The sequence below is a fragment of the Leifsonia sp. 10N434 genome (genome assembly GCF_056394405.1).
On sequence record NZ_JBFTHV010000001.1, the window covers coordinates 306,333 to 320,257 of the forward strand.

General features: G+C 69.6%; 15 protein-coding genes. 11 read left to right on the top strand and 4 right to left on the bottom strand.

Translation table 11 applies throughout. The annotated features are described in order from the left end of the window. Positions 1 to 112 precede the first annotated feature (112 nt). The 7 genes from AC1DB1_RS01410 to AC1DB1_RS01440 all read left to right on the top strand — a co-directional run bounded on the left by AC1DB1_RS01410 (position 113) and on the right by AC1DB1_RS01440 (position 6,394). Positions 113 to 865, top strand: coding sequence for an amino acid ABC transporter ATP-binding protein (locus AC1DB1_RS01410; RefSeq protein WP_271177097.1), 753 nt, complete (start codon positions 113 to 115; stop codon positions 863 to 865). Positions 866 to 941: 76 nt separating this feature from the next. Continuing rightward, entirely contained in the window at positions 942 to 1,892 is a 951-nt protein-coding gene (locus tag AC1DB1_RS01415) for a glutamate ABC transporter substrate-binding protein (RefSeq protein ID WP_477199512.1), read from the top strand. A gap of 85 nt (positions 1,893 to 1,977) precedes the next feature. After that, entirely contained in the window at positions 1,978 to 2,622 is a 645-nt protein-coding gene (locus AC1DB1_RS01420; protein ID WP_271177095.1) for an amino acid ABC transporter permease, read from the top strand. Then, the gene (locus AC1DB1_RS01425; RefSeq protein WP_477199513.1) at positions 2,619 to 3,584 is read left to right on the top strand and encodes an amino acid ABC transporter permease; all 966 of its coding nucleotides are present in this window, start codon (positions 2,619 to 2,621) and stop codon (positions 3,582 to 3,584) included. Before AC1DB1_RS01420 ends, AC1DB1_RS01425 begins: the two co-directional genes overlap by 4 nt. Next, entirely contained in the window at positions 3,577 to 4,602 is a 1,026-nt protein-coding gene (locus tag AC1DB1_RS01430; RefSeq protein WP_477199514.1) for an asparaginase, read from the top strand. The genes AC1DB1_RS01425 and AC1DB1_RS01430 overlap by 8 nt, the downstream gene beginning before the upstream one ends. Continuing rightward, positions 4,599 to 5,405, top strand: coding sequence for a copper homeostasis protein CutC (locus AC1DB1_RS01435; protein WP_477199515.1), 807 nt, complete (start codon positions 4,599 to 4,601; stop codon positions 5,403 to 5,405). The genes AC1DB1_RS01430 and AC1DB1_RS01435 overlap by 4 nt, the downstream gene beginning before the upstream one ends. Further along, positions 5,402 to 6,394: an ROK family protein gene (locus tag AC1DB1_RS01440; protein ID WP_477199516.1), complete on the top strand. Its 993-nt coding sequence runs from the start codon at positions 5,402 to 5,404 to the stop codon at positions 6,392 to 6,394. Before AC1DB1_RS01435 ends, AC1DB1_RS01440 begins: the two co-directional genes overlap by 4 nt. Here AC1DB1_RS01440 and AC1DB1_RS01445 read toward each other — a convergent pair. Next, a complete protein-coding gene (locus AC1DB1_RS01445) occupies positions 6,378 to 6,785 on the bottom strand; it encodes a YciI family protein (protein ID WP_271177090.1) in 408 nt (135 codons plus the stop codon). The two genes, AC1DB1_RS01440 and AC1DB1_RS01445, sit on opposite strands and share 17 nt — an antisense overlap. Before the next feature lie 138 nt (positions 6,786 to 6,923). Here AC1DB1_RS01445 and AC1DB1_RS01450 point away from each other — a divergent pair, with 138 nt between their 5' ends. Both AC1DB1_RS01450 and AC1DB1_RS01455 read left to right on the top strand, forming a co-directional pair. Beyond that, positions 6,924 to 7,856, top strand: a complete 933-nt coding sequence (locus AC1DB1_RS01450) for an NAD-dependent epimerase/dehydratase family protein (protein WP_477200069.1) — start codon at positions 6,924 to 6,926, stop codon at positions 7,854 to 7,856. Next, on the top strand, positions 7,853 to 8,776 hold the full coding sequence (locus tag AC1DB1_RS01455; RefSeq protein WP_271177089.1) for an RNA polymerase sigma-70 factor: 924 nt from the start codon (positions 7,853 to 7,855) through the stop codon (positions 8,774 to 8,776). The genes AC1DB1_RS01450 and AC1DB1_RS01455 overlap by 4 nt, the downstream gene beginning before the upstream one ends. A gap of 23 nt (positions 8,777 to 8,799) precedes the next feature. Here the strand turns inward: AC1DB1_RS01455 and AC1DB1_RS01460 are convergent, their stop codons facing one another. From AC1DB1_RS01460 to AC1DB1_RS01470, 3 genes are all read right to left on the bottom strand, one after another. After that, complete coding sequence (locus tag AC1DB1_RS01460; protein ID WP_271177147.1) at positions 8,800 to 9,135, bottom strand: DUF2200 domain-containing protein; 336 nt, start codon at positions 9,133 to 9,135, stop codon at positions 8,800 to 8,802. 79 nt (positions 9,136 to 9,214) lie between these two features. Then, the gene (locus AC1DB1_RS01465; RefSeq protein ID WP_477199517.1) at positions 9,215 to 10,573 is read right to left on the bottom strand and encodes a 6-phospho-beta-glucosidase; all 1,359 of its coding nucleotides are present in this window, start codon (positions 10,571 to 10,573) and stop codon (positions 9,215 to 9,217) included. Further along, complete coding sequence (locus AC1DB1_RS01470; RefSeq protein ID WP_271177087.1) at positions 10,570 to 11,346, bottom strand: DeoR/GlpR family DNA-binding transcription regulator; 777 nt, start codon at positions 11,344 to 11,346, stop codon at positions 10,570 to 10,572. The genes AC1DB1_RS01465 and AC1DB1_RS01470 overlap by 4 nt, the downstream gene beginning before the upstream one ends. A gap of 227 nt (positions 11,347 to 11,573) precedes the next feature. Here AC1DB1_RS01470 and AC1DB1_RS01475 point away from each other — a divergent pair, with 227 nt between their 5' ends. Both AC1DB1_RS01475 and AC1DB1_RS01480 read left to right on the top strand, forming a co-directional pair. Further along, positions 11,574 to 12,563, top strand: a complete 990-nt coding sequence (locus AC1DB1_RS01475) for a carbohydrate kinase family protein (RefSeq protein WP_477199518.1) — start codon at positions 11,574 to 11,576, stop codon at positions 12,561 to 12,563. Continuing rightward, positions 12,560 to 13,924 (top strand): extracellular solute-binding protein, encoded by a 1,365-nt coding sequence (locus AC1DB1_RS01480; protein WP_477199519.1) that lies wholly within the window; start codon positions 12,560 to 12,562, stop codon positions 13,922 to 13,924. The genes AC1DB1_RS01475 and AC1DB1_RS01480 overlap by 4 nt, the downstream gene beginning before the upstream one ends. Position 13,925: the final 1 nt, after the last annotated feature.

A 13,925-nucleotide genomic window follows, 5' to 3' on the forward strand; every position in this document is an offset into this window, starting at 1 on the left:
CTACTGTACACACTTCGTTCGATTTCGGACTAAGTAATTCCGATATTGCGTAATACCTGGATCACTTAGTACGCTTTCGAAAACCCGAACGACGATGACGCGAGGAACCCCGATGACAGCAACGGATGCACGGCCGATGGTGAGCCTGCACGCGGTCAACAAGCACTTCGGCGAACTGCACGTGCTCAAAGACATCGAGCTGGAGGTGGCGCCCCAGGAGGTCGTGGTGGTCGTCGGCCCGTCCGGTTCGGGCAAGTCGACGCTGTGCCGTTCCATCAACCGCCTCGAGACCATCGACGAGGGCGAGATCCGGGTCGACGGCGAGCTCCTTCCCGTCGAGGGTGCCGCGCTGGCCAAGCTCCGCGCCGACGTCGGAATGGTCTTCCAGTCGTTCAACCTCTTCGCCCACCGCACGATCCTCGACAACATCACGCTCGCTCCCATCAAGGTGCGCGGTCTCAAGAAGGCCGCCGCCGAAGCCGAGGCGATGACCCTGCTCGAGCGCGTGGGGATCGCCGATAAGGCGAACAGCCACCCGGCCCAGCTCTCCGGCGGCCAGCAGCAGCGGGCGGCGATCGCCCGGGCGCTCGCAATGCAGCCCAAGGTGATGCTGTTCGACGAGCCCACCTCCGCGCTCGACCCCGAGATGGTCGGAGAAGTGCTCGAGGTCATGACCTCGCTCGCCAAGGAGGGCATGACGATGATCGTCGTCACGCACGAGATGGGCTTCGCCCGCCGCGCCGCCGACCGCGTGGTCTTCATGGACCACGGGCAGATCGTGGAGCAGGCGACCCCGGCCGACTTCTTCGACAACCCGAACTCCGAGCGCGCGCGCTCGTTCCTGGCTTCCGTCCTCTCGCACTAGCGAACGGAAGGTACCGCCCTGCACCAACCCGATCGCCCCGGCGATCCTCACTGAAGGTAAGGAAAGGACGCACCACATGACCCGCACCCCCCGCAGCACCCGCAGGAAGGCGGCAGTCGCCGGCTTCATGCTGGCGGCCGTGACGCTCGCCGTCTCGGCTTGCTCCAGCACCACCAGCCTCCCCGGCAGCGGCTCCAGCGCCAGCTCGTCGAGCGCCGACTCGGTGTTCGCCGACGCGCCCGTCGCGAAGTCGGACCTCATCCTCTCGGGATCCACCATGGAGGCCATCAAGAAGCGCGGCAAGCTCGTCGTCGCCGAGGCCCTCGACGCCCCGCTGCTGTCGCAGCAGGACCCGACCAACCCCGACCAGGTGAACGGGTTCGACGCCGATCTCGCCAAGCTGCTCGCGATCTACATCCTGGGCAAGCCCAACGTGGAGATCGTGCCGCCGGCATCCGAGACCCGTGAGGCGATGCTGCAGAACGGCACCGTCGACGTCGTGTTCAACACCTACACGATCACCGAGGAGCGCGCGAAGCAGGTCGACTTCGCCGGACCGTACTTCGAGTCCGGCCTGGCGGTCGCCGTGAAGAGCGACAACACCAGCATCAAGAGCGTCAAGGACATCGACGGCAAGAACGTCATCGTCGGCGCCAACACCCCGGCCGTCACCGAGGTGCCCAAGGTCGCTCCGACGGCCAAGGTCACCGCGTTCGGCACCGACCCGGCGGCCGTGCAGGCGCTGATCCAGGGCCGCGGCGACGCCTACGTGCAGGACTACACGCTGCTCGCCAGCGACGCGGCCAGCGAGAAGCAGATCAAGGTCGTCGGCAACCCGTTCACCAAGGAGCCGTACGGCATCGGCCTCAAGCACGGCGACGCGGACTTCAAGTCCTTCGTCAACAACTGGCTGAAGACGATCCAGGAGGGCGGCCAGTGGGGCAAGGCGTGGAAGACCACGCTCGGCACCGTGACCGACTCCGCGGTCCCGACCCCGCCGGCGATCGGCTCGGTCCCGGGCTCCTGACCGGCCGGGATGCGGCGGAGTGCCCACACATCCTCCGCCGCATCCCCACTTCCCACCTCGACCCTTCGAACCCGGTGAGCGAACCATGAACCCCCTGATCGACAACCTCGGGCTGATCGCCCAGGCGCTCGGCACGACGCTGATGATGGCCGTCATCGCCGGCGTCGGGTCGATCGTGCTCGGCGTGCTCGTGACGGTCGCGCGCGTCAGCCCGATCCCGATCCTGCGCGCGGCCGCGTTCGCCTACGTGCAGTTCTTCATCAATGTGCCGTTGCTCGCGCTGCTGCTGCTCGCCGTGTTCGCCCTGCCGGATGCCGGCATCCTGCTGCCCCTCACGCCCACGGCGATCATCGTGCTCACCGTGTACGAGGCGGCCTATGTGGCCGAAGCCGTGCGCAGCGGTGTGAACACCGTCGGCGTCGGGCAGGTCGAGGCGTCGCGCGCGCTCGGCCTGACGCTCGGCCAGTCGCTGCGCTACGTCGTCATCCCGCAGGCGCTGCGCGCTGTCGTGCAGCCGATCGGCAACGTGATGATCGCCCTCGCGATGAACACGGCCCTCGCCGCGGCGGTCGGCGTCGTCGAGCTCACCGCGACCGTGAACAAGATCAACCTCGTCGCCGCGCAGCCCATCCTCATCTTCTCCGGAGCCGGGCTCATCTACATGGCCATCGCGCTCGTCATCGGGCTCAGCGCCGGCTGGGTCGAACGAAAGGTGGCGATCGTCCGATGACCGCCCAGCTCATCCCCGACCGGCCGAACCAGACGCCAGGCCGACCGGATCGCGCACGGCGCTCCTCGCGCGCCCGCTCCTCGCGTGCCGGCAAGCGCTCCTATGCCGCCTCCTTCATCTACGACCAGCCGGGTCCGCGCGGCAAGCGCAACATCCTGCTCGGCTCGATCGTGAGCTGCGCCGTCTTCGCGATCGTGATCGGCCTCGGGCTCTGGCAGTTCGCGTCGCACGGCCAGTTCGCTTCGGAGCGCTGGGCGCCGTTCACCGAGTGGGCGATCTGGCAGTACCTGCTGGTCGGCCTGCTCGGAACGCTCGAGGCGGCCGCGATCGTGGCGGTGCTCGGCGGCCTCTTCGGCGTGCTGCTCGCCCTCGGCCGGATGAGCAACCAACGCTGGCTGCGCTGGCTCTGCTCCGCGTACATCGAGATCGCGCGCACCGTGCCGGTGCTGCTGATGATCTACCTGATGCTGTTCGGCCTCCCGCAGATCGGCATCAACCTGCCGACCCTGTGGAAGCTGGTCGTGCCCCTGACGATCGCCAACTCGGCGGTCTTCGCCGAGATCGTGCGCGCCGGCGTCGCCAGCCTGCCGCGCGGCCAGCGCGAGGCTGCCCTGAGCCTCGGCCTGCGGTCGTGGCAGGCGACGCGCTTCGTGGTGCTGCCCCAGGCGCTGCGCAACGTCGCCCCGTCGCTCGTCACCCAGCTGGTCAGCCTGCTGAAGGACACCTCGCTCGGCTACATCGTCGCCTTCACCGAGCTCCTCTACCGGGGCCAGGTGCTCGCCTCCTACCTGCACCTGCTGATCCCGACCTACATCGCCGTGACCTTCATCTACCTGGTGGTCAACGGCAGTCTCTCCGCCCTGGCGTCGCGGCTGCAGCGCGGCTCGCGCCGGCGCACCTCCCCGCTTCCGAACCTGCCGGCGCTGCCGGCGGCCGATCACACGAAAGCCGCGAATGTCTGACTCCACCGGCCTCGCCGATCCCATCGATCCCATCGATCCCACGGTCGCCGCGCTCGCCGAGCTCGCGGTCGTGACCCGTTCCGGGCTGATCGAGAGCCGTCACTTCGGCTCCCTGGTGGCCGTCGACCCCTCGGGCGCTCCCCTGCTCGAACTGGGTCTGCCGGATGCCGTGGTGCTGCCGCGCTCGACGGTGAAGCCCCTGCAGGCACTCGCCTGCCTGACCGCCGGCGCTCCCCTCGCCGGGCCGGAACTCGCGATCGCCGCCGGAAGTCACACCGGAGAGGACGAGCACGTGCGCGTCGTCCGCGCGATCCTCGAACGTGCCGGGCTCGACGAGTCGGCGCTCGGCTGTCCCGTCGACCGCCCGGAAGACGAGGGGACCTTCGAACGCCTGGTGCGCGCGGGCGAGCCGCGTGCCCGCATCCGGATGAATTGCTCGGGCAAGCACGCGGCGATGCTGCTCGCCTGCGCGGTCAACGGCTGGTCGACGCACGACTATCTCGAGACCGCGCATCCGTTGCAGCAGCACGTGCGCTCGACGATGGCAGAGCTCACCGGAGTGCCGGTCGGCCTCGACGCGATCGACGGCTGCGGCGCCCCGCTGTTCGGCACGACTGTTCGCGGTGTCGCGCAGGCCTTCCGTGCGCTCGTTCAGGCGGACGCCGACTCGCCCGCCGGCCTGGTCGCCGCCGCCATGCGCGAGCATCCGTTCTATGTCGGCGGTTCCGGTCACCAGAACTCGACGCTGATGGAGACCGTGCCGGGAGCCCTTGCGAAGGGCGGCGCCGAGGGCGTCATCGGTGTCGCGGCGGCGGACGGCACCGCGGTGTCGATGAAGATCGTCGACGGCAGCCCGCGCGCGACGACCCTGCTCGCTCTGCGCGTGCTCGAGGCGCTCGGAACGAATGTGTCGGGCGCGACCGCGCTCACCGACCTGCCCGTGCTCGGCGGCGGCGTCCCTGTCGGTTCGATCGAGGTCGGCCACGACCTGGCGACGGCACTGGAGCGCGTCGCGTGACCCTCGTCGAGATCTGCCTCGACGACCTCGACGGCGTACCGGCGGCCGAGCGCGCCGGTGCCGACCGCGTCGAGCTCTGCGCGTCGCTCGGCGACGGCGGCATCACCCCCAGCATCGGCACGGTCGCGACGGCGTTGCGTTCGGCCCGCTCGATCGGGATCAACGTGCTCATCCGGCAGCGAGCGGGCGACTTCGTGTACAGCGCGGCGGAGGTCGACGCCATGGTCGACGACATCCGGGCGATGCGGCAGCTGCCGAACCCCTCGCACGTACCCCTCGCCTTCGTGGTCGGCGCGCTGCGCCCCGACGGCACGATCGACACGGATGCCACGCGCCGGATGCTCGACGCGGCCGGCGACTCGTCCGTCACCTTCCACAAGGCGTTCGACCAGACCCCGGACCTCGACGCCTCCCTCGACGAGCTGATCGCGCTCGGCGTCGCACGCGTGCTGACCTCGGGCGGCGCGGCCTCGGCGCTGGAGGGCGCAGACACGCTCGCCGCACTCGTCGCGCGTGCGGACGGGCGCATCGCGATCCTCGCCGGCGGCGGGGTGCGCACGGCGAATGCGGCCGAGGTCGTGCGCCGTACGGGCGTCGCCGAGGTGCACCTGCGTGCGGCGACGGCGATCCCGAGCGCGTCGCGTGCACTGGGCACGGCGGCCTCGGTCTACGACTCGGGCGTGCGCATCGCGACGTCGGAGGCGATCGTGCGCGAGCTGCTGGATGCTCTCGGGCGCGGCGACGGACGCGAACTCGGCGACGGACGCGAACTCGGCGACGGCGGAGAAGGAGCGGCGGCATGAGCGGAGCGGAGGGCGCGCGGAGCCTGCTGCTGACACACGAGCGGGGAGCCGGCACCGCGGTGCTCGCAGTCGACCTGGGCGGCACGGCGATGAAGGGCGCTGTCGTGTCGGACCGCGGGGAGACGCTGGTCGAGCTCACCAGACCGACCCCGGCATCCGAGGTCGTCGGGGCCCTGATCTCGCTGTTCCGCGACCTGGGCGAGAGCGCATCCGGCCTGGGCTGCCGCGTCGTCGGCGCCGGCGTCGCGACCCCGGGGATGATCGACGAGGAGCGCGGGATCGTGCGCTACGCGTCGAACCTGGATTGGCGGGATGTGCCGCTGCGGGATGCCCTGCGCGACGCGCTCGACGTGCCGGTCGCGCTCGGCCACGACGTGCGCGCGGCAGGCGTGGCCGAGCGGCTGATCGGCGCGGCCCGCGGAACCGGCGACTTCGTCCTCGTGCCGATCGGCACCGGCGTGGCCGCCGCCCTCGTGACCGCGGGCGGCACCGTCACGGGCGCCACCGGCGCGGCCGGAGAATTCGGGCACATCCCTGTCGTCATCGACGGCGAGCAGTGCACCTGCGGTCAACGCGGATGCCTCGAGGTCTACGTCTCCGGCGCCGGCCTCGCCCGACGCTACGCCGCAGCGGGCGGGGCCGCCCTGAGTTCGCGCGAGATCGTCGCGCGTCTCGGCTCCGACGCCGTCGCCGACCGCGTCTGGACGCAGGCGGTCGACGTGCTCGCTCAGGGCCTCAACATCCTGACCCTGCTGCTCGACCCCGAGGTGATCGTGCTCGGCGGAGGATTCTCCCGCGCCGGCGATGCGCTGATGATCCCTCTCACGGCCCGGATGTCCGCGGGGCTGGCCTGGCGCGAGCGGCCCCGTGTGGTCCGCAGCGAACTCGGCGGGGATGCCGGACGCACAGGCGCGGCGATCCTCGCCTTCCGCGCGGCCGGGCTCGAGGCGGTCGCCGACGAGTGGCGAGCCGTCATTCCCACACCATGAACGGCCGCAGTTCGAGCTGACCGTTGCGCGCCATCGGGTGTCGTGACGCGATCTCGATCGCCTCGTCCATGCTGTCGCACTCGAGGATGTCGAACCCGCAGATCCACTCCTTGGTCTCGGTGAACGGGCCGTCGGTGACGTAGCGCTTGCCGTCGCGCACGCGCACCACCTTCGAGTTGGCCGGCTTCTCGAGCACCTCGCCGATCACGCGTTTGCCGCTGGCGTCGAGCTCGTCGACCCAGAGGTCGACATCCGACTCGTCGCTGGGGCTGTCGGGCGTGGGGTCGGTGACGACGAACATCATGTACTTCATGGGTGGTCCCTTCGGGTCGGCCCTGTCGGGCGCATCGGTGGTGCCGTACGTCTGCACGTCGAACGGCGGCCGTGCCATTCGACATCTCTCGACATTCTCGTCATTCTCGTCCTGCCGCCGCGCCCGCCGCCGGCGAGTGGGCGGGGGTGTCACAGGCGGGCGGGCTGTGTCGTCTAGGGGAATGGAGGATTCGACGAGAACGGAGAGGTGGAGCAGATGCGCGTGTTCGTGGCAGGAGGCGCAGGAGTGGTTGGGCGACGGCTGGTGCCGCAGCTCGTGGCCCGCGGCCATCAGGTGACGGCGACCACGACCAGCCCGGCGAAGCTGGAGCTGCTGAGGCGCCTCGGCGCGGAGGCGGTCGTCATGGACGGGCTGGATGGCGCCTCGGTCGGCGAGGCGGTCGCCGCCGCGCATCCGGATGTCATCGTGCACCAGATGACGGCGATCGGCGTCGATCACGCCGGAAAGCCCGACCTCAAACACATCGACCGCTGGTTCGCGCTCACCAATCGGCTGCGAACCGAGGGGACGGACCACCTGCTCGCCGCGGCAGAGGCCACCGGCGTGGACCACGTCGTCGCGCAGAGCTACGGTAGCTGGAACGGGATGCGGTCGGGGGGCTGGGTGAAGACCGAGGACGAGCCCCTCGACCCGGGAGAGGGGACGATCATGCACGCGCAGTCGGCGGCCATCCGGCACCTGGAGGATGCGGTGCTCAGAGCGGGCGGCGCGGCACTCCGGTACGGGTCGCTTTACGGCCCCGGCGCGACCGACGATCAGGTCGAACTGGTTCGCAAGCGGCAGTACCCGCTCGTCGGCAACGGCGAGGGGCACAGCTCCTGGCTTCATCTGGATGACGCGGCCGGGGCTACAGTGCTGGCCGTCGAGCAGCGTGCAACGGGCGTCTTCAACATCGTCGACGACGAACCGGCCGCCGCCAACGACTGGCTGCCGTTCCTCGCGGCGAGTGCCGGGGGGAAGCCGCCCATGCGGGTGCCCGTCTGGCTGGCCGGGATGCTCGCCGGCGAGGCCGCGGTCATCATGATGACCGAGGGTCGCGCGTTCTCCAACACGAAGGCGAAACGCGACCTCGGCTGGCGACTGCACTACCCGTCGTGGCGCGATGGCTTCGCGAAGGGCCTCGCATGACGCGGCTCGAGGAGTTCGAGGACCTGCGGCCCCTGCTCTTCTCGATCGCCTACCGGCTCCTCGGGACGGTGAGCGAGGCCGAGGACGCCGTGCAGGAGACCTGGCTGCGCTACTCGGGCGCGGCGACCACACCCACCTCGGCCAAGGCGTATCTGTCGGCGATCGTGACCCGCGTCTCGATCGACGTGCTCCGGTCGGCCAGGGTACGGCGCGAGGAGTACGTCGGCACCTGGTTCCCCGAGCCGCTGGCGTCCGACCCGTACGAGGATCCCGAGCGTGCGGCCGAACTGGCCGACTCGGTGTCGATGGCGGCGTTGCTGCTGCTCGAGCAGCTCACCCCACTGGAGCGGGCCGTCTTCGTGCTGCGCGAGGTGTTCGCGTTCGACTTCCCCGAGATCGCGTCGGCCGTCGGACGCTCGGAGGCCGCGTGCCGCCAGCTCGCGGTGCGCGCACGACGCCACATGGATGAGGGACGCCCCCGGTTCGAGGCGGATCGGCGTGCGCGGGACGAGCTCGCGTCGCGGTTCCTGGAGGCCATCCGCGACGGCCAGGTCGAGGGGCTCACCGACCTGCTGGCCGCCGACGTGCAGATGCTCGGAGACGGCGGAGGCAAGGCACCTCAGTGGGCGAGGGCCGTGTCCGGCGCGGACAAGGTCTCGCGTGTGCTGGCCTCGATGATGCCGCTGTTCTTCCAGATCGGCGGAACACTCGAACCGCACAGCCTGAACGGCCAGCCCGGCGCGATCTTCCGCGACCGCAACAACGAGGTCGTGAACACCTGGACCCTCGATGTCGTCGACGGACGCATCCAGACCATCCGGACCGTGATCAACCCGGACAAGCTCGGCCACCTGGGGCCGGTCGCCGATGCGTGGGCCGTGGTGCGCGAGGCGAACGAGGCGCGGCGCCCGTCGCACTGAGTCTCAGGCGGTCGCACTGAGTCTCAGGCGGTCGAGCCTCGCAGGATGGACTCCATCTTCTTGCCACGCGCCAGCTCGTCGACGAGCTTGTCCATGTAGCGGATCTTCTGCATGAGCGGATCCTCGATCTCCTCCACGCGGACGCCGCAGATCACTCCCGTGATGAGCGACACGTGGGGGTTCATCGCCGGGGCCTCCGCGAAGAAGGTCGCGAGGTCGGAGCCGTCGGCGATGACGTCGTCCAGCCCCTGCTTCGTGTAGCCGGTGAGCCAGGTGACGACCCTGTCGAGGTCGTCCTGGCTCTTGCCCTTGCGCTCCACTTTGGTGACGTAGAGCGGGTAGATCCGCGCGAAGGGCATTGCGGAGAGTCGCGATTCGGTCACGCACACCAGGGTACCGCCGGTGGGCGCGCTGCGCTCGGCGCTCAGCGCTCGGCGCTCAGCGCGTGAGCACCGCCGCGACCTCGGGGATGCGCTCGATGTACCCGGCGAGCAACCCGCGGGCGACCGTCACGCTGTCGACCAGCGGGTGCAGGGCGAACGCCTTGAGCGCCTCGTCCTTCGAGCCGGTGAGCGCCGCCGCGATGGTGTGCCGCTCGACGTCCTTCACCTGCGACATCAGACCGAGCTGGTGGAGGTCTGGCTGCGACGTCGAGAGGGGGTGGACACCGTTCGCGTCGACCATCGTCGGAACCTCGACGACGGCGTCGTCGGGCAGCCCCTTGATCGTGCCCTGGTTGCGCACGTTGAGGATCATCGTCTGGCGCTCGTTGCGGCTGATCGCGGCCATCACACCGAGCGCGACGCCGGCGTAGCCCTGGTGGGCCGGGTCCGCCTCGCGTTCGCGGGTGTGGGTCGGCTCGTCCTGCGTGCCGCCCTTCGCCTCGGCCATGTAGCTGGCGCTGCGGCGCTCGACCGTCTGGCGCCAGAGCTCGGCGACGCCGTCGCCGGCGGCCGCGGCGCGCGCGTAGAAGTCCGTCTGCGAACGTGCGAGGAAGTCGCCGCGGGTCGCGCCCGAGTCGATGATGGTGCGCACCGCATCCCGGTTGAAGTAGTAGTAGTACAGGTACTCGTTGGGGATGCTGCCGAGCGAGCGGATCCAGTCGAGGCCGAAGACGTGCCCCTCCTCCATCAGGCCCAGCTTCTCGTCGTCCGCGAGCAGTTCCGGCAGCAGGTCGCGGCCGTCGTACATGACGCGGCGCATCCAGCCCAGGTGGTTGAGCCCCACGTAGTCCATCTGCACGCGGGTGTGGTCGAGCCCCATCAGGCCCGCGACGCGACGGCCGAGGCCGGACGGGGTGTCGCAGATCCCGAGCACGCGGTCGCCGAGCACCGACTGCATGGCCTCGGTGATGATGCCGGCCGGGTTCGTGAAGTTCATCACGTACGCGTTCGGTGCGAGATCCCGGATGGCGCGAGCCGCCTCCACCATGACCGGCACGGTGCGGATGGCGTACGCGAGGCCGCCGGGACCGGTGGTCTCCTGGCCCAGCACGTTCAGGTCGAGGGCGACGTGCTCGTCGCAACGGCGACCCTCGAGCCCGCCGACCCGGAGCGCGGCGAACACGTAGTCGCTGCCCTCGACCGCCTCGTGGAGGCTGGTCGTCGGCTTCAGCACTGGAGCATCCGGGAAGTCGGCGGCGAGTTCGCGCAGGATCGCGACCATCGCGTGGAGCCTCACCTCGTCCACGTCGTAGAGCGCCACCTCCTCGACACGCGGCGAACCGGTGTCGCGCAGCAGGGCCTGGTACACGTACGGGGTGCGGAATCCGCCGCCTCCGAGAATGCAGAGCTTCATACGACTGTGACCTCTCCGCCGGCATTGCGGCATAGTGCGATCGTCTCTTCCGGCGCGCCGGAGGTGGTGACCAGCACGTCGACATCGGTGAGGGAGCACAGGCGCAGGGCGCCGGTGCCGGGGAACTTGGCTTCGCTGGCGAGCAGCACGACCTTGTCGGACGCCGCGATCATCGACTGCTTGATGGGGGCCTCGACGGCCATGTTGTCGACGACGTGCCCGTTGGCGCGCACGCCCGTGCAGCTCAGGAAGACCACGTCGGCGCTGATCTGGCTGAGCGCGAGTTCGGCGAGCGATCCCACAAGGCTGCGGTAGTTGCGGCGCACCACGCCGCCGAGCAGCACGACGCGCACCGCCTCGTCGTCGCGCAGTTCGTCGAACACGGCGAGGTTGGAGGTGATGACGGTGATGTCGCGACCACGCAGCCGGCGGGCGAGCAGGGGCGTCGTCGTGCCGATGTCGAGGATGATCACGCTGCCGTCCACGACCATCTCGGCCGCGGCGTCGGCGATCGCGGTCTTCAGGTGAACATCCGCGGTGCCGTCGAACTCGCCCTCCCAGGCCTGTCCGCCGTGCTCCTCGACGGTCGTGCCCGGTTTGAGCATCGCGCCGCCGTAGGTGCGGGTGAGCTCGCCGTTGCGGTCGAGGATCTCGAGATCGCGCCGGATGGTCGACTCGCTCACGTCGAGAGCGACCGCGAGTTCCCTGACCGAGGCAGCACCGTCGGCGCGGAGCGCGCTGATGATGCGGTTCTGCCGGTCTCTCAGGATCATGCTGGTCAGCCTAGCGGGAAATGAGCAGAGTTGAGCAAACTCCGTCAGAGAATTCTCATAGTCGCGCAGACTTAACAAAACTGCGTCATATGGGTAACGTGGATGAAACATCGGCTACCCAGGCTGGGCTACGACATCACGCTGACCCGCGGAAGATGAGCAAACCTGAGCAGCCGCCCGCGGATCCGCAACGACGAGGAGTCCCTGTGCCGACAGAACAGCACGCCGTGAGCACAACCGACGGCGCCGACCTGCTTTTCGCGGGTGAGGTGTTCTGCGACCTCGTGTTCTCCGGGGTGCCGATGCCTGAGGTCGGAGCCGAGGTCTACGCCGACGGCTTCGCAGTGACTCCGGGCGGCGTCGCCAACCGGGCCGTCGCCGCCGCCAGGGTCGGAGCGCGCACCATGCTCCTCTCGCGCCTCGGCGACGACCCGATCGGCTCGCACATCCACGCCATGCTCGACGCGGAGCCCGACCTCGACACGCGACTGCTGGAGAGCGTCCCCGGTCACCAGAGCCCGGTCAGCGTGTCGCTCACCGGCGCGCACGACCGCAGCTTCATCACGTACCAGGAAGACCTCGGCCACCTGCAGCTGCCGGAGGGCGTCGGCCCCATCGGCGCCACCCACGTCGGCATCGCCCACGAGCTGCCCGCCTGGGTCGGCCGGCTCCGCGCCGCCGGAACGACGGTCGTGGGCGGCGTCGGCTGGGACTCGACGGGCGAATGGTCGGCGGAGCTGCTCACGCGCCTGGCCGAGGTCGACGTCTTCGTGCCGAACGACGTGGAGGCGATGCGCTACACCCGCACCGACGATGCGGTGACCGCCGCCAAGGTGCTCGCCGAGCGCGTCCCGCTCGCCGTGGTCACCCGCGGACCGCACGGAGTCGTCGCCGTCGACTCCGCCGCGGGCTGCGTCGTCGAGGTGCCGACCGTCTCCGTCACGGCCGTCGACCCGACCGGGGCTGGCGACGTGTTCGTCGCCACCTTCATGGCGTCCGCCGGCCACGGCTGGACCCTCGAGTCGCGCCTCCGCTTCGCCGGACTCGCCGCGTCGATCTCGGTGACGGGGTTCGGCGGGGCGGCGAGCGCGCCTACGATGGCCGGTCTGCGCTCGTACGTCGCCGACAGGCATCCGGACGGCGACTGGTCGTTCCTCCTCGACTCCCCCGACCACCGACCGCACAGCACGACCGCACACGAAAAGGAACAACGATGAAGAACACCAGGAAGATCCCGCTTCTCGTGGGAGTCGCCGCCGCGCTCGCGCTCGGCCTCGCCGCCTGTGCACCGGGCTCCGGCAGCGGCTCGTCGGCCAGCCAGAGCCTCGGGCCGGTGTCGAAGAACGTGGGCTCCGACAAGATCACGCTCACCGTCTGGGACCAGAACACCGACGGCGGCATCGACACCGCGCAGCAGCAGCTGAACACGGCGTTCGAGAAGAAGTACCCCAACGTCACCATCAAGCGCGTCTCGCGGTCGTTCACCGACCTCAAGACCACGCTCAAGCTCGCCCTCTCCGGTTCCAACCCTCCCGACGTCGTGCAGGCGAACCAGGGTTACCCCGACATGGGCGCCTTCGTGAAGGCGGGCCTGCTGCGGCCGATCAACGATTACGCCGGCCTCTACGGCTGGAACGACTACTACCCGTCGAGCCTGCTGAAGCTCAACTCGTTCTCCTCCGACGGCAAGACCTGGCAGGGCGACAAGCTCTACGGCGTCTCGCAGACCGGTGAGCTTGTCGGCGTCTACTACAACCGCGAGATCCTCTCGAAGCTGGGCGTAGAGGCGCCCACCAGCATCACCGAGCTCTCCGACGACATGGCTAAGGCGAAGGCGAAGGGCATCCTGCCGCTCAGCTACGGCGACGTGGAGAAGAGCCCCGGCATCCACCTGTACGGCGTGGTGCAGGGAGCGCTCGCCGGCCAGAAGACGGTGAACGATCTGGTCACCTCGACCAGCGGCGCGTGGACCGACCCGGTCAACGTGCAGGCCGCCAAGACGATCCAGGACTGGCAGACCAAGGGCTACCTGACGCCCGGCGCCAACGGCGTCTCGCGGGATGCGGCGGTCGCCACCTTCGGCAAGGGCGGCTCCGCCTTCCTCATCACCGGCACCTGGTACCAGGCGACGCTCGAGGAGTCGTCGCTCGGCAAGACGGGGGTCGGCTTCACCGCGCTGAAGCCCGAGGGCGCGAGCACGCCGGTCACCACCGGCGGTGAAGGACTCGCCTGGGCGCTCACGTCGAAGACCAAGCACCCGGATGCCGCTGCCGCATACGTGAACTTCATCACCGACCGCAGTGCATCCGAGACCCTGGTGAAGACGGGGAACCTGCCCACCGTGGTGCCGGACGACGACAAGCCGGCCGACGGCACCCTGGCCGGCGACATCACCGGCCACTACAAGACGATCTCGTCGGGCAACGGCATCGTGCCCTACCTCGACTACACGACGTCGACGTTCTACGACACCCTGACCGCCGCGATGCAGGACCTCGTGGCCGGCAAGGCGACGCCCGAGCAGTTCACGAAGACGCTGCAGGACGACTACACGAAGTTCCAGTCGAGCCGCGGCTGAC